We start from the raw sequence: 23,250 nt of genomic DNA, 5'->3' as shown, positions 1-23,250 counted from the left end.
AAAACCTCCTTATATCTTAGCACACTCAACATCTAATAGATAAGCAACTTTCTCGAACAGAGAAGCATTATGTCCTACTGAAATTGCCCAGTGATGTGTTGGATACTCATTAAACCATCTTCCCATAAATTCATCGGGATGGTATTTAAACTTAATATGGGTCTGGGTATTTCCTATCATCAATATAGGTGCTTTTATAGCCTCTCCTTCCGTCGTTATCATTTTCATCTTCCTATCACCCGTCTGCGTCACTGCCAAAAGTGTCACAGGCCCAGCTTTTACTTTTGCCTCTACTGACACACCTGTCCCTTTCTTCCCATGATATAACTTCAAGTCCCTTAATATTGGCTTACCATCTGATATCTTTATATGAAATGGCCCATCATGTCCCATTATTATCGTCCCTAACTCATAGTCCGTCGCTACAATCTCTGAAAAGCTCCCACCTGTCCCTAGTATATCACAAATCTTCATCGCAATTGCTGTCTTCAAATCTCCTTCTCCCGCACATGGTACCCCTTTTGCCGTCAATAAAGAGTGCCCTACTATAAATGCACTTTGTACTTGCTCATAATAATTTCCTTCTGCCCCATGATAATAATAAGCAAGCCCATCAAGTTCATATTCTTTTACCATCTTTTCTTGTGCACATGCAACTTTTGCTGACCATTTCAATTGTTCTTCTGTTGGTTTTTTAGCTATTGGATCAGAGGGTGAATCACCTACTATTTGGAAAAATTCTTCAATTTCCTTAATCTTTGCTTCAACTTCTTCATCTGTAACTGTTTCAAGAAATCTTATAAGATCACACATCTCCAATATCTCTACATGAATGCCAAACTGTGCTTGTGCAAGAGTAAAGTCATTGTACATATCAAGCATTCCACTATAGTTATTCCCCAAAAATCCAAACCTTGCATGTTGAAGAACCCGTTTTACACCTGCCGCTCTCGTCCATTCGATTATCTCATTCCATGCTCTTATTGCCTCTGGTCTATGTGCTGTGTTTTCATCTGTAACCGAAATTTTTGGTGTTGCACTTTGACCTAAAAGCCCATTCACTACTTTAAATCTTATATTAGCACGATTAAATGCATTAGCAAATTCAGGAACAGGACATGCTCCACAATGGGCAAGCCATTCTCCTGTAGAAGTTTTCTCGTAATTCATTTGAGCTGTAGGCTGTAGATTCAAAATTATTACTGGTGCTTTGCAGATCTGATGAACAGGTAAAACACATGAGCTTGTGCAATATGTAGCAGAGTGGCAAAATATAATATCTACATTCTTTGAATTAAACCATTCTCCTGCTTGACGAGCTACTTTTTCATCATCAACTAAACCATAATTATAAACTTCTCCGTAGTCTGAAAGTTTGCTCTCGATAAACTTCCCATAACCAATCAATCTTTCTCTCAATCCGTCAAATTGTGCCCAGTATGCCTTCAGTCCAACTGAGTATAATCCAATGCGAGGTTTTGTAGATTTTTTTGAGTTGTCAAACATTTTCAATGTTTTCCTCCTTTTACTTTCCTTATGAGTTGACAATTTTTGATTGGTAAACGTATCTTATGATACCATTTAATATGTATTTTATTTTCTTCATTCCTTTCTGTTTTGTTGAAATATGTTTTTAATTCTGGTCTATGAATATTATATCATGTTTTTGTTTTATGTCAATATAATTTTGTTTTTGTTTGATGTACTTTTGTTAAATTTAGTTGCCATAAAAAATTTGAGCTCGTCAAAATTTTTAGATAAGCTCAAAAATTAATAATTTACTTTTTAGAAAAACTCTAAGGTTTAAATTCCATTAATTTCAAAACTCTTCCCTCCTTCCGCTTTCTTGCTCTATAATCTTGTTTTTATATCCCAAAATAACTTTCTTAAATATTTATATTAACTTTAACTTTTCTTAATCACCCTCTTTCCCACACTATATCAAAAGACATCTTCATAAATTAGAAACATATTGAAACAGTGTATAAATCAAAGCTGAAATTAAAGTAAAGTCCTCTTACCAAGTTTCATACCAAAAGCTGCACACAAAACAAAAAGCCTCTATGCCGCGTCTTAGGCATAGAGGCTTGTAGTGTCTATTCAACTATAAACGGAAGAAGTGCTAAGATTCTTGCACGCTTGATAGCTCGTGTTAACTGTCTTTGATGTCTTGCGCAGTTGCCAGTTGTTCTTCTTGGCATTATTTTTCCTCTTTCTGTGAGGAATTTCTTGAGCCTGTTCACATCTTTGTAATCTATCTCATATATTCTCTCAACACAGAATGAACAAACTCTCTTTTTCTTTTTCTGTCTTGAGCTAACTCTTTCCACTGTTTGAGTAGCTTGAGTTTGCTGCTGATTTTGATTGTTGTTCAAACCTTTTCCCTCCTTTTTTCTAATTTTTCACTTCTGCCTTAGAATGGCAAATCGTCTTCTATTCCTTCGTCTATGTCATCACTTTTTGTTGGAAGTTTGCTATCCTCTTCAAAAAAGTCCTCAAGATCACTTTCCAAAATCTCTTCATCCAGCTCTGGTAAAACAACATCTTCTTTAACCTCTGCCTCGCTGTCAACCGGCACATCCTTAGGTTTTGGCTCTGCAAAGTAAATCTCTTCCGCCACAACCTCGGTGATGTAGTGACGCCTATTTGCCTCATCATCCCACGTGCGAAGCTGAAGCCTTCCTATTACCACAACTTGCCTTCCTTTTTTGAGATAGTTTTTTGAAAACTCGGCAAGCCTGCTCCACGCAACAATCGGGATAAAATCGGCATCCTGGTCATTTTCGCGTTTAAAACGTCTGTTGACAGCAAGCGTGAAGTTTGCAACGGGGGTATTGTTGGCAGTAAGCCTAAACTCAGGGTCGCGCGTTAAGCGACCCATCAAAATAACCTTATTCAAAAAAGCCGCCCCCTCTTATTTTTCAAGCTTTACAATCAAGAACCTGATAACCCCGTCTGTAATTCTGTAAACCCTCTCAAGCTCGCGTGGGAACTCAGGCTTGCTTATAAATTGCATCAGCACATAATACCCTTCTGCGTGCTTGTCTATCTTGTACGCAAGCCTTCTTTTCCCCCACTCTTCAACTGTAAGAAGCTGGCCGTTGCTTGAGATAAGGTTTTTGAACTTTTCGACAAGAGCTGCTCTTGCCTCATCGTCAAGTGCGGGGCTTATAATAAATACTGTTTCATACTTTCTCTCAACCACAGCTTTCACCTCCCTTATAGACATATGGCCCCCAAATCACCTTTTGGGAGCAAGGGAAGAAAGAATTTTTATCTTCCCACAACATGCAGTATTTTATCATAAAATGCGCTTTAAAGTAAATAACCTATTTTTACTTTGAAAAATATGCGTGAACCTCTTTTAGGATCTCTCTTATTGGAAGGTTCTGTGGACATTTTGTCTCGCAAACACCACACTCAACACAATTTTCTGCTCTCTCTTTTTCTTTTTTTGCATAATCATTTTTCATCTCCTGATACATGTTATACATGCTTGCTTGATTGTAAATGCTAAAATTCCACGGAATATCAATGCCCTGTGGGCATGGCATACAGTATTTGCACTCTGTACAGTTGACTTTTCTCAGCTCATTATACTTTTGCGCAACCCTTTCAACAAGCTCAAGTTCCTCGTCAGTTAAACTTCCCACTTCATATTTACTTGCATATTCAATATTTTCTTTTACCTGCTCGAGTGTGCTCATACCGCTTAGCACAACTGACACCTCTTTTTGGTTCCAGAGCCATGAAAGTGCCCACTCAACAGGTGTTCTTTTAACCGCTGCCTTCTCCCAAAGCTGTCTTATCTCTTGAGGCGGCTCTTTTGCAAGCCTTCCACCCAAAAGTGGCTCCATGATAACAACTGCCATTCCTTTTGCGGCTGCGTATTTGAGCCCCTCTTCCCCTGCCTGATAGTTTCGGTTGAGGATATTGTACTGTATTTGGCAGAACGTCCAGTTGTAACTATCAACAATCTCTTTGAATGTAGCTACATCGTCATGGAACGAAAACCCAATATATTTTATTTTACCCTCAAGAAGCACTTTTTCAATCCACTTAAAGATGTTCATCTCTTTTAGCTTCTTCCAGTGGTTTTTGTTGAGAGCATGCAAAAGATAAAAGTCAATATAGCTTGTATCGAGTCTTTTTAGCTGCTCATCCAAAATCCTATTAGCATCATCAAAATTATTTACCTGCCAGACAGGAAGTTTTGTTGCAACCTTAACCTTTTCTCTATATCCCCCTTTCAAAGCTTTGCCAACCAAAACCTCACTGTTACCACCATGGTACACATACGCTGTGTCAATGTAATTGATTCCATTGTCGATTGCAAAATGCAGCATTTCAATTGCTTTTTCTTCGTCAATCTTCGAATAGTCACCATCCAAGATTGGTAACCTCATTGCACCAAATCCAAGAGCAGACACCATAAAGCCTGTTTTCCCAAAGGGTCTGTACTTCATTTCAAAAACCCCTCCAGTGTATGGTTTATTTAAAAAATGCTTTATGTTTATATTTTACCTTACTTTAAAAAGAATTTAAACACAAAAAAGCTGCAGAAAATTTTCTGCAGCTTTTAGATATTTTCACATATGATTTTTCCCATCTGCTTTGTTCCAACAAGCTTACAATTTTCTGTGTAGATATCTCTTGTTCTATACCCTTCTTTGAGAGCAATCTTCACAGCATTTTCTATAGCCTTTGCAGCATCTTCCATGTCAAAGCTGTAGCGCAGCATCATCGCAGCAGACAAAATTGTTGCAATCGGGTTTGCCAAATCTTGTCCTGCAATGTCCGGTGCTGTGCCGTGAATTGGCTCGTAAAGGCCTACCCTGCCTTCGCCAAGTGAGGCTGAGGCAAGCATTCCAATCGAGCCTACAATCATTGAGGCCTCATCAGACAAAATGTCACCGAACATGTTGGAAGTAAGTATAACATCAAACTGTGATGGGTCTTTTACAAGCTGCATTGACGCATTGTCAACATACATGTGAGAAAGCTCCACATCCGGATAATCTTTTGCAACCTCTTCAACAGTTTCTCTCCAGAGCCTTGAAGACTCCAGGATGTTTGCCTTGTCAACAGAGGTTACTTTTTTCTTTCTCTTTCTGGCGGCTTCAAACGCAACCTTTGCAATTCTTCTAACTTCACTTTTTGAATACACCTCTGTGTCATAAGCCACTTCATCGCCATCTTTTACTTCTCTTCCCTTTGGACCAAAGTACATACCACCAATTAGCTCTCTTACAACCAGGATATCAATGCCCTTGTCTACAATCTCCTTTTTGAGCGGGGATGAATCCTTTAGCTCATCATACAGCACAGCAGGCCTCAGGTTTGCATAAACTTTTAGTCCTCCTCTGAGCTTCAAAAGAGCTTGTTCAGGTCTCAAATTTCCGGGAAGACCATCCCATTTTGGTCCACCAACAGCACCCAATAATGTTGCCTCACATTTTTTAACAAGTTCTAAATCTTCCTCTCTAATTGGCACACCATACTTGTCAATTGCACATCCGCCAGCGTCAATGAAGATATATTCAAATTTAACTCCAAACTTAGAAGATATCTTATCAAGAACAATTAGCGCTTGTTCAATTACTTCAGGACCTATTCCATCACCAGGAATTACAGCTATCCTATGCATCTTTTTTCAACTCTCCTTTTACAAACTCTATAAGTCCGCCTGCTTTCATTATGTTTTGCATAAACTCAGGAAAGGGTTTTGCTTTAAACTCTTTACCTTTTGTTAGATTTTTAATTATTCCATTTACAAGGTCAACTTCCACCTCATCTCCAGCTTCTATACCATCTACTGCCTCTTCACACTCAACAATTGGAAGACCAATATTTATTGCATTTCGATAGAAAATCCTTGCAAATGACTTTGCAACAACACAAGAAACTCCACATGCCTTTATTGCAATTGGTGCATGTTCCCTTGAAGAGCCACAGCCAAAGTTTTTCCCTGCAACCAAAATGTCACCTTTTTGAACCTTGTTCACAAACTCTTTGTCCAAATCCTCCAAACAATGCTTTGCAAGCTCATTTGGGTCAGATGTGTTAAGATATCTTGCAGGAATAATAACGTCTGTATCGATATTATCATAATACTTGTGAGCTTTCCCTTTAAAAATCATCTATTCTTCATCTCCTTTCATTCCAAGCTCTTCAGGTGAGCCAATGTAACCTAAAACTGCTGATGCTGCTGCAATTGCAGGCGATGAAAGATATACTTCACTGTTTGGATGACCCATTCTGCCAACAAAGTTCCTATTTGTTGTTGCCAAAGCTTTCTCACCATCTGCCAAAATTCCCATGTGTCCGCCAAGACATGGACCGCAAGTGGGTGTTGAAACAACACATCCAGCGTCAATGAATATTTCAATGAGTCCCTCTTTTAATGCCTGCTTGTATATATTCTGTGTTGCAGGGAATATAATACATCTGAGCCCTTTTTTAACCTTTCTACCTTTTAAGATCTTTGCTGCAATCCTCAAGTCTTCAATTCTGCCATTTGTACAAGAGCCAATCACAACCTGGTCAATATAAATCTTTTCTGTTATCTCATCTATTGTTTTTGTGTTCTCTGGAAGGTGTGGGAACGCAACCGTAGGCTTAATTTTGGAAATATCAATCTCATAAACCTCAGAGTACTCTGCATCTTCATCTGCCTTAAAAATTTTGTATGGTTTTGTTGAGTGATGCTTTACATACTCTATTGTTTTCTCATCAACCTCAAATATGCCATTTTTCGCACCTGCTTCAATTGCCATGTTAGCGATAGTGAACCTGTCATCCATTGAAAGTGATTTTAAACCCTCTCCCGTGTATTCCATTGACTTGTAAAGTGCACCATCAACACCTATCATACCAATAATGTGAAGGATGATATCCTTCCCAGATGTCCAGCCAGTTTTTTTGCCGTAGAGCACAAACTTGATGGCCTCTGGTACTTTGAACCAGCACTTTCCTGTTGCCATTGCACATGCCATGTCAGTCGAACCAATTCCTGTTGAAAAAGCACCCAATGCCCCATATGTGCATGTATGTGAGTCTGCACCAATTACCAAATCACCCGGCACAACAAGTCCTTTTTCTGGCAAGAGTGCATGTTCAATTCCCATCTCGCCAACTTCAAAATAATTTGTAATCTCATACTTTTTAGCAAACTCGCGAACCATCTTGCACTGCTGAGCAGACTTTATGTCTTTGTTTGGAGTAAAATGGTCGGGAACTATCGCAATTTTATCTTTGTCAAAAACCCTGTCAATCCCTATCTTTTCAAACTCCTTTATTGCAACAGGTGTTGTAACGTCATTCCCCAAAACAAGGTCAACATTTGCAAAAATCAAGTCTCCTGGCTCAACATATTCTTTTCCTGCATGGTACGCCAAAATCTTTTGAGACATTGTCATTGGTTTTGCCATTTTCTATTTTCACCTCATACTACAGTTTTTTATTATTATACTTTCTCTTTTCACATTTTTCTTCATAAAATTTGTTTTCATCATAATTTCAATTAACGATTTTTTCAGCTGTTTTCATTCCAAATTCTATTATTATTGAGTTTTGTCCATTGACTTTATCAAGCCTTATATTTCCTTCAAACTTTGATGTAAAAAACTTTAAGATAATTAAAAACATTGCAAGATTTTCATCTATACTGTCTGAAATAGGAATTGTAATAACAAATTTTTTATTCTCTTCATTGTAACTGACCATTAGCTTGATAGTTTCTACTATATTGTTCTTTCCTATCCATTCAATAATTTCTTCAACCGTAAATAATATTATGCCATACCAACTTACGATAATTACATTTCGACAATTGGAATCTAAGTTAATAACAATACTGTTAAGCATTTTATCAGGCTTAGACAAATCTTTCTCAAGGTCTTTTTTTAATCTTGTTGGAGAAAACTTTACAGTTGAGATTGGCATAATGAGTATAAACCTTGACAATAAATTTTTTGCATTCCCCATGACCTCTATCAAATTATCAATACTTTTCTGCGTTTTACATAGTTGAATAAAAAACGAAATTATTGAATTGATGATTTCACGCAAAATTTCGTTACTATTGTTAATCTCCTGCATTTTGTTGTTGATGGTTTTAAGCAAATTCTGATACATCTCATTTCTCTTTTCTAATGCCTTTGTAAGTTGTTCCCTTTCTTCTTGAATCTTATAATAATCTAACGCTTGATTTATAGCAACTTTTAGTTCATCTTCTATGCTCCAGGGCTTGGTTATAAACCTGTATATATCTGCTTGATTTATGGCTGCTAATACCTGAGGCAGATGAGTAAAACCCGAAAGAACTACTCTAACAACTTTGGGATACTTTTGCTTGACAATTTTGAGAAGAGTAAGTCCATCCATTTCTGGCATTTTCATGTCAGCCACAATTACATTTACTTTTTCTTTTTCAAGTATCTGCAAAGCTTCATTACCACTATTTGCAAAAAGACATCTGTATTCCTCATCCATAAGTGCTCTTTTTATTGAATGTAGAATATTCTCCTCATCATCCACAAACAGCACTGTATACTGGCCCATACCTTTAACACACCCTTTACACTTTAGTTTTCTTGCTTGTTGAACAAATTTTCATACAACTGTTTTAAATCTACACAATTGTCACAGTCAAGTTTTAGAAATCTCTTGCTATAATTCACATGTTCCTCAGATTGTTTGACTCCAGCCAAGTCCCAGGCCAAATAACACGCTATATTTACTGCACATACAATTTCTCTGTTTATAATATTGTTACTATTAGGTTTGTGATGGTAAAACGCTGCTTCGACGACCGGCAAAGGGATATCCCACCAGCTCAACAATACCGCCCCAAGTTCTGTGTGAGTAAAACCAAAGATTTCTTTTTCTAACTCCTCAAAGTCTATATACTGATCCGAATACATTATCCTTTTTCTATACTCTTTATATTTTTGCGGGAAAAGTTTTAAAAGAAGTATCTGACCAATTCCGTGCAAAAGCCCTGCAGATGCAAACGAATCCTGAACTTTTTTCCCAAGTATTCTTTCATAGATATAATAAAAAATCTTATTAGTAAGATTTGCATGCTCCCAAAGCAAAGTCTTATAATCACCATCGCCAACACATTCAAATACAGCTGCGTTTAATACTATATTTCTGACATTTACCAGTCCCAAATATACAACAGCTTGCTTTACAGAAGCGGTTTTCAGGTTGTAGAAAGCTGAGTTTGCAATCTGCAAAATCTTCGAAGCTATTGCTGGGTCTTGTTCTATAATCTTTACTACTTTATTGATATCATCCTCATTTTCGATGACTTTACAAATTGTGCTGTAAAGATTTTTAAGGGTTGGTAGATAATCGATATTATTAATTATTTCTAAACATCTATTTTCTCTCATTTTGTCTTCTAACTCGATAACGTTTTTTATGATTTCTTTTAATTCCTCATTATTCCACGGCTTTAAGATATAAACCTTTGCAACATTTGTCTGCAGAGCTTTAAAGACGATATTCTCATCAGCGTACCCGCTTAAAATGATTCTTATAACATGAGGATACTTTTCCTTAACAACCTTCAGAAGGTCATACCCAGACATGCCAGGCATTCTAAAGTCGGTAATTATAATATCCATGTCATTGGATTCTAAAACATCTAACGCTTCTTTAGCACTTTCTGCAAAGAATAGGTTGTAATCCTCTTCGCAAAAGACCCTATAAAGTGCTCTTAAAATATTCTTTTCATCGTCAACAAATAAAATTGATTTTTTCATAAATACCACCACTTCTTTAATTTTCATTTTCTTCTGTCATCTGGCCATTAACAGGTATTTTGAAAATGAAATTCGCTCCTTTACCTTCTTCACTCTCCGCCCAAATACTACCACCATGTTTGTTAACAATGATATCGTAAGATATACTCAAACCAAGCCCTGTGCCTTTGCCAACATCTTTTGTAGTGAAAAATGGTTCAAAAATTCTTGAAAGATATATTCTTTTTATCCCTGGACCATCATCTTTTATAGAACAGTAAACATACTCAGAATCACGCCACGTTTTTATGTAAATATGTCCCTTTTCTGTTCTGTCTTGCTGACCTTTTATAGCCTGAGCTGCATTCATCAAGATATTTAACACCACCTGTCCTATTTCCCCACGGTTGATATATGCGTGACAATTTTCACCATACTCTTTAATTACCTCAACATCGTATTTTAGCTCGTTTCTGGCAATCAGCAAAGTTTCTTCTATAATATCGTTCAAATCTTCAAACGTCTTTTTATTCTCAAGACCACTGCGTGCAAATCTCTTAAGCGACTGAACAATCTGCGACACCCTTTGCAGTCCTTCCTGGGTTTCTTTCAGAAGCTGAGGTATATCTTCTAATATGAATTCAATTTTGTATTTCCTTTCTAAATCCTCTACCTCGTTGATAAGATTTCTTATTGAACTGATTTGTGTTTCAGGATCGTTTAAAATTTTGATAATATTACTATATCTGTTTACTATATCGACAATCTTGTCAAAGTATTTTTGGAGAACCTCTATATTGGTAATCACAAAGCCCAAAGGATTGTTAATCTCATGGGCAACACCAGCTGCAAGCTGACCAATGGCTGACATCTTTTCGCTTTGGACCAAAAAATCCTGGGTTTGTTTTAACTTTGCAGTAAGTTCAATAAGCTGATTGTTCTTTTCTTTTAAATCTTCAAGTGACATTTTATAGAGATATTGATAATTTTTCATTCTAACAATAGCCCTCAGCCGTGATGACAACTCAATAGGCTTAATAGGTTTTCTGATAAAGTCATTAGCGCCACGGTTAAAACTTTCTTCCAACACCTCATCACTTTCAAGCGATGTCATAACAATCACAAAAACTTCACCGTAATCTTTGACTCTTCTTATAAATTTAAGAACCTCTAACCCATTTATATCAGGCAAAACAATGTCCAACAGCACTAAATCAAACTCGTTTTGACTTACCATCTCAATAGCTTTCTCTCCACTTTCGGCAACAAATATATCACACTTCATCTCCATAGATTCAATAATACCTTCAATTTGCTTAACAATGAAAGGTGAGTCATCTACAATCAATATTTTCATCGTTCTCACCTCTTAAAAAATAAACAAAAAAAATAGAGTGAGGTGCTAAGTTTTTCCTCACTCTATATATACCCTTTATGAATTTTTTATAAACTCCTGTATATTTTCTTCCTCTTCCATTGTAAGCACATTTTTAAGGTCAAGAATGATAATCATGTCATTACCGACACGCGCAATCGAGTCAATGAATTTTCGCTTGATTCCCCTGATGCTCTCACTTGCCTTTTCAATCTTGTCATCTTCAATTTTGAGTATCTCAGAGACATCATCAACCAAAAAACCAAGCTGGAATTTAGAAAGCTCTACAATGATGATTTTCTGTGCTTCTGCCTTTGACTCAATCTCGAGCCGTTTTGCAAGGTTGTAAACTGGGACAGATGTGCCTCTCACATCAATAATCCCTTCGACATACTGAGGCATACTTGGTACCTTTACAATCTTGTTTGGCTTTATAATCTCAACAATCTCAAGTATGTCAACCCCAAAGCTGTAGTCTCCTACATTGAAAATGACATACTGTTTCATGCAACTTCCTCCTCGTTTCTAAATTTCTTCAGGTACGCATTTATGAAGACATCTATCTCACCGTCCATTACTGCCTCAACATTTCCTACTTCTGCTTCTGTCCTGTGGTCTTTAACCAAAGTATACGGGCAAAATACATAAGACCTTATTTGATTTCCCCAGCCAATTTCTGTCTGCTCACCCTTGAGTTTTTGAATCTTTTCTCTTCTCTCCTTTTCTTTGAGCTCTAAAAGTTTTGCTTTTAAAATTTTGAGAGCAATTTCCCTATTCTTGTGCTGGGACCTCTCATTCTGGCATGTTACAACAATACCTGTTGGAATGTGCTTTATTCTAACAGCCGACTCTGTCTTGTTAACATGCTGGCCACCTGCCCCAGATGCTCTGAAGGTGTCTATCTCAAGGTCTTCTTCTTTTATCTCAATGTCTGTGTCATCTTCAACCTCGGGCAGAACCTCAACCGCTGCAAAAGAAGTATGTCTTCTTCCCGCTGCATCAAATGGAGAAATCCTCACAAGCCTGTGAACTCCTTTCTCAGCTTTCAAATAACCATAGGCATTCTCACCAACTATGCGAACTGTGACATTTTTAATACCTGCCTCTTCCCCAGGTAGAATGTCCAAAGTTTCAACCTTGTAACCTTTTTTTGCTGCCCAGCGCGTGTACATCCTAAGTAGCATCTCTGCCCAGTCCTGAGCTTCTGTGCCGCCTGCACCCGCATGAATTGAAAGTATTGCATTGTTTTTGTCATAAGGACCGTTTAAAAGGACCTCTATCTTGAAATCCTCTATTTTCCTCTCAAGGTCCAAAAGCTCTTTTTCAAGCTCTTCTGCCATCTCATGGTTTCCTTCTTCCAAGCTCAGCTCTGTCAGTACTTTTAAATCTTCCCACTGCGAATATAGTTTTTGGAACCTCTCTATCTTGTCCTTTAGTCTTTTTATTTTCTGCAAAACTTTTTGAGAGTTCTCTAAGTCCTGCCAAAAATCAGGCCTTGAAGTTTCACTTTCCAACGATTTTAGTTCACTTTCTAGCCTGTCGATGTCAAAGAGAAACCCTCATTTCCTTGAGGTCTTCTTCTGCCTTCTCAAGCCTCTGCAAGATTTCTTCAAGCATAAGCATATTTCAAGACCACTCCTTCTAATTATGATTTTAAAAAATCAAACTGCTCCGCAACACTTTTTGTATTTTTTGCCGCTCCCGCAAGGACATGGATCGTTTCTTCCAACCTTCTGTGTTTTCACAACAGGTTTTCTCACAGGTGTGTCTGATGGTGCATTTTCATACATCTCTTTAACAACTCTTTCTCTTTGAGGCATATTTTCAACATTTGCATGAAGTATAATCTTTATTGTGTCCTCCTGGATTCTTTTTACCATCTCATCAAACATCTCAAACGCTTCGAACCTGAACTCAACTATTGGGTCTTTTTGACCGATTGCGCGAAGAGATATGCCTTCTCTCAGCTGTTCTACTGCATCTATGTGTTCCATCCAGTGCATGTCAACAACTCGCAAAAGCACAACCCTTTCAAGCTCGCGCATAAGCTCGCCAACTTCTTGTTCTTTCTTCTCATATTTTTCTTTTGCAATTGAGATGAGCTTTTCTTTTAGCTCCTGTTTTGTCATATTTTTTGCATCCTGCTCAGAAAGCTCATCTTCTAAAAATATAAACTTCAAATCCTGCAAAAGACCTTTTATATCCCAGTCTTCAGGATGAGGACTTTCGCCTGTGTACACTTTTATCTTGTAGTCCACAAGCTCATCTATCATGCCCAAGATAGAGTCTCTTAAGTTCTCACCTTCTAAAACTTTGCGCCTTTGTGAGTATATTATCTCTCTTTGCTTGTTCAAAACATCGTCAAACTGCAAAAGATGTTTTCGTATCTCAAAGTTTCGCGCTTCAACCCTCTTTTGCGCCTTTTCAATGGCATCAGACAAGAGCTTGTGTTCAATCGGCTGGTCATCAGGCAAGCCAAGCGACTCAACAAGGTTTTTAATCCTCTCAGACCCGAAAAGCCTCATTAGATCATCCTCAAGCGACACATAAAATCTTGACTCGCCGGGGTCACCCTGACGGCCGGCTCTTCCACGAAGCTGGTTGTCTATTCGCCTGCTTTCATGCCTCTCTGTACCGATTACTTTGAGGCCACCAAGCTCAGCAACACCCTCGCCTAAAACAATGTCTGTTCCACGGCCTGCCATGTTGGTTGCAATTGTCACAGCACCTTTTTGGCCAGCCTTTGCAATTATCATAGCCTCTTTTTCGTGGTGTTTTGCGTTTAAAACCTCATGTTTTATACCATGTTTTTTGAGCATCTCGCTCAGCATCTCAGACTTCTCAATTGACACAGTACCAACCAAAACAGGCTGACCTTTTTTATGAGTCTCAACAATCTCCTGAACAATTGCCTCAAACTTTGCCTTTTCTGTCTTGTAAACCTTGTCTGGATGGTCGACTCGTATCATTGGTTTGTGTGTAGGAATTTCTATGACATCAAGCTTATAGATTTCTCTAAACTCCTGCTCTTCAGTTTTTGCAGTACCTGTCATACCAGCAAGTTTTTTGTACAGCCTGAAATAGTTCTGAAAAGTTATTGTTGCCAAAGTTTTGCTTTCTCTTTCTATCCTCACACCTTCTTTTGCTTCAATGGCCTGGTGAAGCCCTTCTGAAAACCTTCGACCATACATAAGTCTTCCAGTAAACTCATCAACAATTATTACCTGCCCATCTTTTACAACATAGTCCCTGTCTCTTTTCATAAGCCCGTGAGCCTTTAGTGCCTGGATAATGTGATGGTGAAGGGTTGCATTTTCCGGGTCAGCTAAGTTTGTAACACCAAAATATTTCTCAGCTTTTTTTATACCCTCTTCTGTGAGCGAAACTGTGTGTCTTTTCTCGTTTACTATATAGTCATAGCCGGTTGTATCAGGCATTTGTTTGTCATCATCACTGTTATAATAAAGAGGTTTTAGTCTTCTTACAAAATTGTCTGCTCTTTTGTAAAGGTCTGTTGATTTCTCAGCAGGACCTGAGATGATAAGAGGCGTTCTTGCCTCATCAATCAAGATTGAGTCAACCTCGTCGATTATTGCATAGTTTAGCTCTCTTTGCACAAGCTCTTCTTTGTAAATTGCCATGTTGTCTCGCAAGTAATCAAACCCAAACTCATTGTTTGTACCATAGGTGATATCACAGTTGTACGCTTTTTTCCTCTCTTCATGTGTCAGTCCATGAACTATCACACCAACAGAAAGTCCCAAGAAATTGTAAATAGGTCCCATCCACTCAGCGTCTCTTTTTGCCAAGTAGTCATTAACAGTTACTATATGAACACCCTTGCCCTCTAAAGCGTTCAAGTACGCAGGTAGAGTTGCCACAAGGGTTTTACCTTCACCGGTTTTCATCTCTGCAATCCTGCCCTGGTGCAGAACTATGCCGCCTATAAGCTGGACTCTAAAATGGCGCATCTTCAAAGTCCGCCAAGCAGCTTCTCTCACAGCTGCAAACGCTTCTGGCAGGATATCGTCCAAAGTTTCGCCATTTTTTAGCCTTTGTTTGAATATATCTGTCTTTTGTCTCAGCTCTGCATCTGTTAACCTCTCATATTCCGATGCAAGTGATTCTATCTTGTCAACTATTGGCAAGATTTTTTTTATCTCTCTTTCACTGTAGCTGCCTATAAGTTTTTCAATTATCTTTAACATCTTTCCACCCTCGATTTTTTCAAAAATTTTTTGGACATTTCAAATAATTATTTTATCACTTCTTGAGGGTATATTCAAACAAAAATCCGCTCAAGACAAATCTTTGCCTTGAGCGGGGGCAGTGATGCTCTTAATTTTTTTCTTTTGTTAAAAAACTTTTTTAATATTCAGGTTCGATTAAACCATATGCACCGTCGTTTCTTCTATACACCACATTCACCTTATCTGTGTCCTGATTCAAAAATACAAAGAAGTTATGACCAAGCAAATTCATCTGCAAAATAGCCTCTTCCACGCTCATTGGTTTTATTGGAAACCTCTTTGTCTTGGCAATTCTAAACTCACCATTTTCTTCTGTAGCTTCCTTTTCAGGCTCTTCAATGTCAAATGTCATGTATCGCAAAGACTCTGCATCTTTTGCCCTTTTTGCTATCTTTGTTTTGAACTTTCGGATTTGCCTTTCTAAGGTGTCAACCACCAAATCTATGGCACTGTACATGTCGTTGCTTCTCTCTTCAGCTCTCAAAATCATTCCATGGAAAGGTATTGTCACTTCAACTATGTGTGAGATCTTCTCAACACTCAAAGTTACATGAACATCTGTGTTAAGTTTAATATACCTCTCAAGCTTTGAAAGTTTTTTCTCAATCCTCTCTTTTAGTGCATCTGTTACTTCTATGTTCTTGCCGCTGATGATAAAGTTCATCATATTGACCATCCTTTCTATGTAGAAGGTTTTTGTTTGATATTATATATATACCACCAATTTCAACTTATTTACACAAAAATTTTTTCCACAAAACTATCCACAATTCACAATAGCCAAATATCCATTCTGTTAAAAAATGAGTTGTGAATAATGTGGATAACTCTGTGGATATGTTATTTCCCAAGCTTCTCTGGGTGTTGAAAAGTTACTTTCTATTTTTTAAGCAAACAAAAAAGGCACATACATCTTCTTTTACATGCATGTGCCCTGAGCATGAATATTTTCTATAAATTCTGTTTTAAAAACTCAACAATCTCGTTTGACTTTGGAGGACACCCCTGTTTGCATATATTAAAATCTTTTGTGCAGCTCCCAATTCCTATCCCATCCATAGCTTTCCCTTTATATCCCTGGCCAATATACAGTTTTTTTGAAAGCTTTTTTAAAAGTCCATGCTCATCCAGTCTCATAAGGCTACTTATTAAATTTGCATAGCAGACTGAACATGCATCTTTTTCTTCAATATACTTTGCGTATCTTGAAACAATAGATGATCTTTTTGAAAATCCAGTTGGTTTTTTCTCAGGATTTATTTCTATAAGATTATACTCACCTGCTTTCCCAACACCCAATTTTTCTGCCAATCTTATGTATTCAATGTCATATGGATTGTATCCCAGATGCTCGGCGGCAAAGCTGTCTATCAAAACCGGGTCAAAGCCAAGGGCTATAAAATCCTTCTCAACAGGGTTTCCTCCCTCTTCAAAGTCAGGGTCTGGCATAATACTGTCCACCACTATTAGATGTATCTTTATTGCTTTGTTCAAGTAGGCAATTGGTTTGTGAAGACCAAGTGTGTGAAACCTTCTCTTTTCACTGTCAGGAATAAGCCCTTTGAGATTTTTCAAAGCACAGGTAAGTTGTGTCTGGCAGTGCCCTTTCAAAAGTGGAACGTTTATTAAAAAATCGTAGCTATAGACCTGGCTACAAATGTTCAGCTCAAATCCATCAACATTTATCTTCAAAGGCTTGTCATCTTTCGTGTCAATGAGCTTTACATCATACTTCTTTGCAATCTCAGTATACCCGCAAACTTCAAACGCCCTTTTTGTGGAAGCGCCAAGCCATGCACCCTCTAAAATTGCAATGTTTTCAAATCCATTTTCCCTCAAGTACTCTATGATTCCTTCAACAATATGTGGATTTGTTGTAGCACCTGAGGTGTACGGCTTTGCAACAACCAAGTTGGGCTTTATAGCAATTTTGCTCTTCATAGGAATATAACTTTTCACATCGGCATATTCAAGAAGCTGTTTTGTCATAGATTTAGCATCTTTACCGTAGATAATGTAAATGTTGTTGTTCATATTCTTTCTTCCTTTCACTCTTTTATAGTAATCTCTGTGTCAGGGAAGACGTCCTTGAGCTTGTTTATTATCTCCTGGTCAGATACAGCATCTTCCTTCAAAGACTTTTTCCTTTCCACCTCAACAGAGACTTCACCCTCATAACCTACAATTCTTTTTAAAACTGATTTAAAATACTCAATGTTTCTGATCAAAACATCTGCAAACACACCATCTTCCTGCTTAAAACATACCGTCACACCATTTTCAAACCTCAAGCTGGCATTTTGAAGAACATGCGAAAGTCCCGGCTTTTCCTCCTTGATAGCCTCTTTTATTTCCTGCCACCTGCTCAAAATCTCAGACCATGAAAAAGATGCATTGCTATCCACACCTTCTGCGCTTTTGTCAGCAATATGCGCTGTCTTTTGCTCTTGTTTTGTAGATTGAGCCTTGCCAAGTTTCATGGCTTCAAAAGCTTTGGGATTTTCGGCAAGCTGAGAAAGCTTTGTCTCAAGTTTTCGCACTCTCTCAAGGAGTGCTTCAAATGAGGTATCAAACTGGCTGTCGCAAAGCTTTATTGTATTTATCTCAAGCAAAACCTTTGGAAATCTTGTCCAGCGTACCTGGTTAGCAGTGTCGATAAGCATCTTTATGCTTGACACAAGCCTGTTTGAGTCAACAAGGTTTGATATGTTCATGACAAAAGATTTATCACTTTCGAGCATGTCAACCAAAACATCTTTTGCACCAAGTCGCAAAATAAGTGCACTTCTCAAAAGCTTCACAGCCTCTTCTAAAAAGGTATTGACATCCATTCCTTCATCCCAAAGCCTGTTTACAACCTTGAGTCCTTTGTTTGAATCATTTTCTACAATAGCAGCAATAAATTCTTTTACTATCTCGGTTGATGTAACCCCCAAAAGGTTTGCAACAAACTTGTAGGTTATATGTTCATCAGATGTATTTATGCACCTTTCTAATATGGTCAAAGCATCCCTCAGAGCTCCTTCTGCCTTTTGCGAAATCAAATAGAGGGCATTATCATCAATTGATATATTTTCCATCTGAACAATCTTTTTGAGTCTTTCATATATGTCTTTTACAGAAATCCTTTTAAAATCAAACCTCTGACACCTGGACAAGATGGTTGCAGGCACTTTCTGGATATCTGTGGTTGCCAGAATAAAAAGTGCATGGGAGGGGGGCTCTTCAAGGGTTTTTAAAAGCGCGTTGAAAGCCCCTGTTGAGAGCATGTGTACCTCGTCTATTATATATACCTTCTTTTTGCAAACAGAAGGTGGGTATCTGACCTCGTCCCTGATTTGCCTCACGTCATTGACACTTGTGTTTGATGCAGCGTCAATCTCCAAAACATCAAGCGTCTTTTCATCTAAAATGCTCCTGCAAACCTCACATTCGTTGCATGGATTCCCATCCTTGGGATTCAAACAGTTCACAGCTCTTGACATTATCTTTGCAGTTGTTGTCTTGCCAGTACCTCTCGGGCCGCAAAAGATGTATGCGTGTGCTACTTTGTCCTGTTTTATCTGGTTTTTTAACGTTTTGGTTATATGATCCTGGGCAACCACATCTTCAAAAACTTTGGGCCTGTATTTTCTATAAAGTGCTATGTGCATACTTATCACCCTTTTTTTACATTTTGAGTTTTTCCACAACAGCAAACTCTATTTGTCTTAGTGGCACATTAGCGTCAATGAGCATTACTTTGACCCTGTCACCAATTTTGTATACCTTTTTTGACTTTTCGCCTATCAGCTGATAAGTTTTTTCATTAAAGACATAATAATCATCCTCTAAAGAGCTCACTCTTACCAAGCCTTCGATTGTGTTTTCAAGCTCAACAAAAAATCCAAATGGTGTGACATTCGAAATAATTCCTTCAAAGACCTGACCAATCTTGTCTTGCATAAATTCAACCTTCTTGAGGTCAACCGTTTCACGTTCTGCTTCTTCTGCAACTCTTTCTCTCTGTGATGTCCACTTTGCAATCTCTGGCATTTTAAGTTTGAGTTTTTGAGCTTTTTTCTCTGTCATTTTACCCTTTAAAACATCCTTCATAATCCTGTGTATCACAAGATCAGGATACCTTCTTATTGGAGAAGTAAAGTGACAATAGTATTCTGTCGAAAGACCAAAATGGCCAAGGTTTTCTTCACAGTACCTTGCTTTTTTGAGCGACCTCAAACACAGCGTATGAATAACCCTTTCTTCTGGCGTGCCACGGCTTTGCTCTAAAACTGCCTGCAAAGCTTTGGGATGTACCTTGTTCGAAATACCTTTTAGAACATATCCCATGTTATATATAAACTCTGCAAACTGGTAAATCTTTTCAATATCAGGCTCTTCATGAACCCTGTACAAAAACGGAACATTTAGCCAGTAGAAATGATTTGCAACTGTCTCGTTGCAAATTAGCATGAATTCTTCAATTATTTTATTAGAGATTGTAAGCTCATATCGGATAACGTCTATGGGTTTGCCGTTTTTGTCAAGTATGACTTTTGTCTCATCAAAATCAAAGTCCAAAGCCCCTCTTTTCATTCTCTTTTCTCGCAAAATTAAAGCAAGCTCGCGCATTAGCTCTAAGTCTTCTCTTATATGTTCATACCTTTTCAAAAGCTCTTTGTCCTCTTCTTTGAGAATCTTTGTAACATTTGTATACGTCATTCTCTCCTTGCTTCTGATAACACTCTCAAATATGTCATGTTTCACAACATTTCCTTGCTTGTCAATTTCCATCAAAACAGAAAATGTCAATCTGTCAACATTGGGGTTGAGCGAACAGATGCCATTTGAAAGCTTAAACGGAAGCATTGGGATGACTCTGTCAACAAGATACACAGACGTTCCGCGCCTGTAAGCTTCCTTGTCAAGATGGGTGTTTGGTTTTACATAGTGGCTGACATCTGCAATGTGAACACCTAAAAGATAGTTCCCGTTTGGAAGTTTTTTGATAGACACTGCATCGTCAAAGTCTTTTGCATCCTCACCATCGATTGTAAAGATTGTTAAGTTGCGAAGGTCAACCCTTCCTTCTAAATCCTCTTCTGTCACTTCATCAGGAATATTCTCAACTTCTTTTAGTACCTCTTTCGGGAACTCCTCGTCAAGTTCATATTTTTTGATTATTGAGAGAATGTCAACACCTTTGGCATTTTCATACCCCAAAATCTCAATAATTTTCCCCTCAGGGTTTCTTCTTTTTTCAGGATACCTGGTAATCTCAACAACAACCTTCTGACCCGTTTTAGCCTTGTTCTTCCCGCTTTTAGGAATATAGATGTCATATGTTATCCTCTGGTCATCTGGAATGACAAAACCAAAGTTTTTGCTATCCTCATACCTTCCAACAACTTTTGTGATACCTCTTTGCAAAATCCTCTCAACAAACCCCTCTACTTTTTTGCCCTCAACAGGCGGAAGAGAAAGTACCTTTACAAGCACCCTGTCGCCATGCATTGCCCCGTTCATGTTCTCAGGTGAGATATAAATGTCGGGTACATTGGGGTTGTCAGGAATCAAAAAACCATAGCCGCGCGGGTTTACCTCAAGCACTCCTGCAAACAGGTTCATCTCTTCGGCAAGACCGAACCTGCCGCGCTTTGTTCTTACAATCTTTCCTTCCTGTTCAAGCTCATCAAGAATTTTTCTCAGTAGCTTTTCATCCTTTTCCTGCCAGTTCAAAATCTCAAGGATTTCTGAAAACGTCATGGGATGATAGCTTTCTTCCTGGAAAAGATTTAAAACCTCCTGTTTTTTCTCTTCAAATTTAATTTTTTTCACAGGACTATCACATCCTTTTTTTAAGTTTACAAACCAAGCTCATTAGATATCTTTTGCATAGCTCTGAGTGCTATTCCTAAAAATTCTTCAAGCTCAAGCCCAAGCTCAGAACATGCTCTCATCTGATCTCTGTTTGCACCCTTTGCAAAGCTTTTTTCATTGAATCTGTTTAATAAAAACGGTACCGTCACATCTGAAAGTTTTTTTGATGGTAAAATCAGAGCACCTGCAACAATGAAACCAGATGTTGGGTCAACACAGTAAAGTGCCTTGTCCAAAAGAGAAAGCCTTGGAAGACCGTGCGCGTCGTTGTGAGCCTTCACAGCATACACAATGTCCTTGTCAAACCCCAAATCCTCCAAAATTTTTGCGCCAACCAAGCTATGCGCGCTCGGGTGGTTTTTTGTCTCTTCATAATCTATGTCGTGGACAAGTCCGCAGATCCCCCACTTGTCCATATCCTGTTCAAAATAGCATGCAAGCTCGCGCATGATAGCCTCACAAGCCAAACAGTGTTTGAAAAGATTCTGTGTCTTTATTCTCTTCTTGAGCTCTTCTAGCGCAACTTCACGTGTGACGCTCATTTTAAAACCTTCCTCCTTTTGTATTAAGCGTTTTGTAAGATATTGTGAACATTCATGGTTAAAATAAAAACCCAAGGTTGACATTCAACCTCAGGTTTTACTTTATTACAAAGAACAAGATTACTGATACAACAAAGAAAGCCGCTGCGATTATCCATGTGTACCTTCCAAGCATAGCATCAAGTGTTCTTCCCTTGTACTTCCCAAAAAATGTCTCAGCACCACCTGCAATTGAACCAGAAAGTCCTGCGCTCTTGCCAGACTGCAAAAGCACAACAATTATAAGTGCAATTGCTAAAAGAAGCTCTAAAATGGTCAGTATTATCTTTGCCATCTGTTTTTAAAACCTCCTAAAAATTTAGTATTGACTGCAAAAATTACAGGTCAACTTCCCTGCACTTTGTTTCAACAAGCTTAATAGAACCCTCTTTGTCCTCACCTAAAAGCAAATCGCACATCTCTTTTGCCTTAGCGTTTGTGAGAAAGATATCTTCTACTTTTCTTCCATCTTTGTATTCAATCTTAACATAGAAGACTTTCAATACGTTCACCTTCCTTGCAAAAAGCCATAAAAACCATATTAAAATTATACCACAAGCTAAGAAAAATTCAATCAAAATGATGAGCTTTAATCCAAATATTCCCCAACAAAAACCTCTTCGGCAGGTCCTGTCATAAAAACTATACCGTCTTCTTGCCACTCTATTTCAAGAATTCCAAAATAAAGGTGGACATTTGCTTTTCTTTCTGTAAAGCCATTTAAGTTAGATGCTATCACAGAGGCGCAAGAGCCTGTGCCACACGCAAATGTAGCCCCTGCACCTCTTTCCCAAGTTCTCACCTTTATATTATTCTTGTCAATCACCTGAACAAAATTGACATTTGTCTTTCTTGGAAAAGCCTCATGCTTTTCTATTTTTGGTCCCAAGGTATAAATGTCCACCTTTTCAACATCGTCAACAAACAAAATAGTGTGCGGAACACCCATCAAAAGAGATGTAATTCTGTATTCATTGCCATCAACTACAATAGATGTATTTATGGCATCACTTTCTGGGTCGCCTTGCATTGGTATATCTTTTCTTTTAAAGCTGGGCTTTCCCATATTCACTTTAACTTTATCAACAAGTCCATATTCGTTTACAAAAAGCTCAGGCTCAATTATGCCTGCCAATGTTTCAACTTTGAATTTAGTGGCTTTCACAATTCCTCTTTCATATACATATTTTGCAAAACACCTGATTCCATTTCCGCACATCTCAGCCTCAGAGCCGTCAGAATTGATAATTCTCATCCTGATGTCAGCAATATCTGAATTTAATACAAGCAGCAGACCATCTGCACCAACTCCAATGTGTCGATGGCACATCCTCTTTGCAAGCAAGTTATAATCTATATCCTCTTTACCTCTTGCATCTATTACAATAAAGTCATTTCCAAGCCCGTGCATCTTTGAAAAAAGCATTTTC

Annotated in this window: 22 protein-coding genes; all 22 read right to left on the bottom strand. The window is 38.1% G+C overall.

Features of this window, described 5'->3' with window-relative positions; all coding sequences use genetic code 11:
- Positions 1-9: 9 nt before the first annotated feature.
- On the bottom strand, positions 10-1,506 hold the full coding sequence (locus CALHY_RS03365) for an L-fucose/L-arabinose isomerase family protein (RefSeq protein WP_013402604.1): 1,497 nt from the start codon (positions 1,504-1,506) through the stop codon (positions 10-12).
- 590 nt (positions 1,507-2,096) lie between these two features.
- Positions 2,097-2,330, bottom strand: a complete 234-nt coding sequence (gene rpsR, locus CALHY_RS03360; RefSeq protein WP_035168561.1) for a 30S ribosomal protein S18 — start codon at positions 2,328-2,330, stop codon at positions 2,097-2,099.
- Between the two features lie 83 nt (positions 2,331-2,413).
- Entirely contained in the window at positions 2,414-2,899 is a 486-nt protein-coding gene (locus tag CALHY_RS03355) for a single-stranded DNA-binding protein (protein ID WP_013402602.1), read from the bottom strand.
- A gap of 15 nt (positions 2,900-2,914) precedes the next feature.
- Entirely contained in the window at positions 2,915-3,229 is a 315-nt protein-coding gene (gene rpsF / locus CALHY_RS03350) for a 30S ribosomal protein S6 (RefSeq protein ID WP_049772012.1), read from the bottom strand.
- A 106-nt stretch (positions 3,230-3,335) separates the two neighbouring features.
- Entirely contained in the window at positions 3,336-4,466 is a 1,131-nt protein-coding gene (locus CALHY_RS03345; protein WP_013402601.1) for an aldo/keto reductase, read from the bottom strand.
- 113 nt (positions 4,467-4,579) lie between these two features.
- On the bottom strand, positions 4,580-5,647 hold the full coding sequence (gene leuB, locus CALHY_RS03340) for a 3-isopropylmalate dehydrogenase (protein ID WP_013402600.1): 1,068 nt from the start codon (positions 5,645-5,647) through the stop codon (positions 4,580-4,582).
- The gene (gene leuD, locus CALHY_RS03335) at positions 5,640-6,140 is read right to left on the bottom strand and encodes a 3-isopropylmalate dehydratase small subunit (RefSeq protein ID WP_013402599.1); all 501 of its coding nucleotides are present in this window, start codon (positions 6,138-6,140) and stop codon (positions 5,640-5,642) included. The genes leuB and leuD overlap by 8 nt, the downstream gene beginning before the upstream one ends.
- A complete protein-coding gene (gene leuC / locus CALHY_RS03330; protein ID WP_013402598.1) occupies positions 6,141-7,430 on the bottom strand; it encodes a 3-isopropylmalate dehydratase large subunit in 1,290 nt (429 codons plus the stop codon). It abuts the gene before it with no gap.
- Positions 7,431-7,518: 88 nt separating this feature from the next.
- Positions 7,519-8,562, bottom strand: coding sequence for a response regulator (locus tag CALHY_RS03325; RefSeq protein WP_013402597.1), 1,044 nt, complete (start codon positions 8,560-8,562; stop codon positions 7,519-7,521).
- Positions 8,563-8,585: 23 nt separating this feature from the next.
- Positions 8,586-9,773, bottom strand: coding sequence for a response regulator (locus CALHY_RS03320; RefSeq protein WP_013402596.1), 1,188 nt, complete (start codon positions 9,771-9,773; stop codon positions 8,586-8,588).
- A gap of 16 nt (positions 9,774-9,789) precedes the next feature.
- The gene (locus CALHY_RS14010; RefSeq protein WP_013402595.1) at positions 9,790-11,109 is read right to left on the bottom strand and encodes a sensor histidine kinase; all 1,320 of its coding nucleotides are present in this window, start codon (positions 11,107-11,109) and stop codon (positions 9,790-9,792) included.
- Positions 11,110-11,184: 75 nt separating this feature from the next.
- A complete protein-coding gene (locus tag CALHY_RS03310; RefSeq protein WP_013402594.1) occupies positions 11,185-11,634 on the bottom strand; it encodes a chemotaxis protein CheW in 450 nt (149 codons plus the stop codon).
- Positions 11,631-12,750, bottom strand: a protein-coding gene (prfB, locus tag CALHY_RS03305; protein WP_148222337.1) for a peptide chain release factor 2 whose coding sequence is annotated in 2 segments (ribosomal slippage) — positions 11,631-12,674 and positions 12,676-12,750 — 1,119 coding nt in all. Because the reading frame shifts where the segments join, the coding sequence is not laid out codon by codon here. Before prfB ends, CALHY_RS03310 begins: the two co-directional genes overlap by 4 nt.
- A 38-nt stretch (positions 12,751-12,788) precedes the next feature.
- Positions 12,789-15,335, bottom strand: a complete 2,547-nt coding sequence (secA, locus tag CALHY_RS03300) for a preprotein translocase subunit SecA (RefSeq protein WP_013402592.1) — start codon at positions 15,333-15,335, stop codon at positions 12,789-12,791.
- Positions 15,336-15,495: 160 nt separating this feature from the next.
- Positions 15,496-16,041 carry a ribosome hibernation-promoting factor, HPF/YfiA family gene (gene hpf, locus CALHY_RS03295; protein ID WP_013402591.1) on the bottom strand — a complete coding sequence of 182 codons (546 nt, stop codon included), beginning with the start codon at positions 16,039-16,041 and terminating at the stop codon, positions 15,496-15,498.
- A 287-nt stretch (positions 16,042-16,328) separates the two neighbouring features.
- On the bottom strand, positions 16,329-17,411 hold the full coding sequence (locus tag CALHY_RS03290) for a DUF362 domain-containing protein (protein WP_013402590.1): 1,083 nt from the start codon (positions 17,409-17,411) through the stop codon (positions 16,329-16,331).
- A gap of 14 nt (positions 17,412-17,425) precedes the next feature.
- Positions 17,426-19,030, bottom strand: a complete 1,605-nt coding sequence (dnaX, locus tag CALHY_RS03285) for a DNA polymerase III subunit gamma/tau (RefSeq protein ID WP_013402589.1) — start codon at positions 19,028-19,030, stop codon at positions 17,426-17,428.
- 16 nt (positions 19,031-19,046) lie between these two features.
- The gene (gene rnr / locus CALHY_RS03280; RefSeq protein WP_013402588.1) at positions 19,047-21,197 is read right to left on the bottom strand and encodes a ribonuclease R; all 2,151 of its coding nucleotides are present in this window, start codon (positions 21,195-21,197) and stop codon (positions 19,047-19,049) included.
- A gap of 26 nt (positions 21,198-21,223) precedes the next feature.
- Positions 21,224-21,781, bottom strand: coding sequence for an HDIG domain-containing metalloprotein (locus CALHY_RS03275; protein WP_013402587.1), 558 nt, complete (start codon positions 21,779-21,781; stop codon positions 21,224-21,226).
- Between the two features lie 97 nt (positions 21,782-21,878).
- Complete coding sequence (secG, locus tag CALHY_RS03270) at positions 21,879-22,115, bottom strand: preprotein translocase subunit SecG (protein WP_013402586.1); 237 nt, start codon at positions 22,113-22,115, stop codon at positions 21,879-21,881.
- A 43-nt stretch (positions 22,116-22,158) separates the two neighbouring features.
- On the bottom strand, positions 22,159-22,332 hold the full coding sequence (locus tag CALHY_RS03265; RefSeq protein ID WP_238524575.1) for a hypothetical protein: 174 nt from the start codon (positions 22,330-22,332) through the stop codon (positions 22,159-22,161).
- A 77-nt stretch (positions 22,333-22,409) separates the two neighbouring features.
- A complete protein-coding gene (dapF, locus tag CALHY_RS03260) occupies positions 22,410-23,246 on the bottom strand; it encodes a diaminopimelate epimerase (RefSeq protein ID WP_013402584.1) in 837 nt (278 codons plus the stop codon).
- Positions 23,247-23,250: the final 4 nt, after the last annotated feature.

Origin of the sequence: Caldicellulosiruptor hydrothermalis 108 (genome assembly GCF_000166355.1) — a bacterium.
GTDB classification, from domain to species: Bacteria; Bacillota; Thermoanaerobacteria; order Caldicellulosiruptorales; family Caldicellulosiruptoraceae; genus Caldicellulosiruptor; species Caldicellulosiruptor hydrothermalis.
This window is presented reverse-complemented; position numbering and strand designations above follow the sequence as displayed.

Coding starts and splice junctions, on each gene's coding strand:
- CALHY_RS03320 (WP_013402596.1), bottom strand. CDS start 9,773: ATGAAAAAATCAATTTTATTTGTTGACGATGAAAAGAATATTTTAAGA.
- CALHY_RS03310 (WP_013402594.1), bottom strand. CDS start 11,634: ATGAAACAGTATGTCATTTTCAATGTAGGAGACTACAGCTTTGGGGTT.
- leuC (WP_013402598.1), bottom strand. CDS start 7,430: ATGGCAAAACCAATGACAATGTCTCAAAAGATTTTGGCGTACCATGCA.
- CALHY_RS14010 (WP_013402595.1), bottom strand. CDS start 11,109: ATGAAAATATTGATTGTAGATGACTCACCTTTCATTGTTAAGCAAATT.
- dapF (WP_013402584.1), bottom strand. CDS start 23,246: ATGCTTTTTTCAAAGATGCACGGGCTTGGAAATGACTTTATTGTAATA.
- CALHY_RS03325 (WP_013402597.1), bottom strand. CDS start 8,562: ATGGGCCAGTATACAGTGCTGTTTGTGGATGATGAGGAGAATATTCTA.
- rpsF (WP_049772012.1), bottom strand. CDS start 3,229: ATGTCTATAAGGGAGGTGAAAGCTGTGGTTGAGAGAAAGTATGAAACA.
- dnaX (WP_013402589.1), bottom strand. CDS start 19,030: ATGCACATAGCACTTTATAGAAAATACAGGCCCAAAGTTTTTGAAGAT.
- CALHY_RS03345 (WP_013402601.1), bottom strand. CDS start 4,466: ATGAAGTACAGACCCTTTGGGAAAACAGGCTTTATGGTGTCTGCTCTT.
- CALHY_RS03275 (WP_013402587.1), bottom strand. CDS start 21,781: ATGAGCGTCACACGTGAAGTTGCGCTAGAAGAGCTCAAGAAGAGAATA.
- CALHY_RS03290 (WP_013402590.1), bottom strand. CDS start 17,411: ATGAACAACAACATTTACATTATCTACGGTAAAGATGCTAAATCTATG.
- leuB (WP_013402600.1), bottom strand. CDS start 5,647: ATGCATAGGATAGCTGTAATTCCTGGTGATGGAATAGGTCCTGAAGTA.
- secA (WP_013402592.1), bottom strand. CDS start 15,335: ATGTTAAAGATAATTGAAAAACTTATAGGCAGCTACAGTGAAAGAGAG.
- CALHY_RS03365 (WP_013402604.1), bottom strand. CDS start 1,506: ATGTTTGACAACTCAAAAAAATCTACAAAACCTCGCATTGGATTATAC.
- secG (WP_013402586.1), bottom strand. CDS start 22,115: ATGGCAAAGATAATACTGACCATTTTAGAGCTTCTTTTAGCAATTGCA.
- leuD (WP_013402599.1), bottom strand. CDS start 6,140: ATGATTTTTAAAGGGAAAGCTCACAAGTATTATGATAATATCGATACA.
- hpf (WP_013402591.1), bottom strand. CDS start 16,041: ATGAACTTTATCATCAGCGGCAAGAACATAGAAGTAACAGATGCACTA.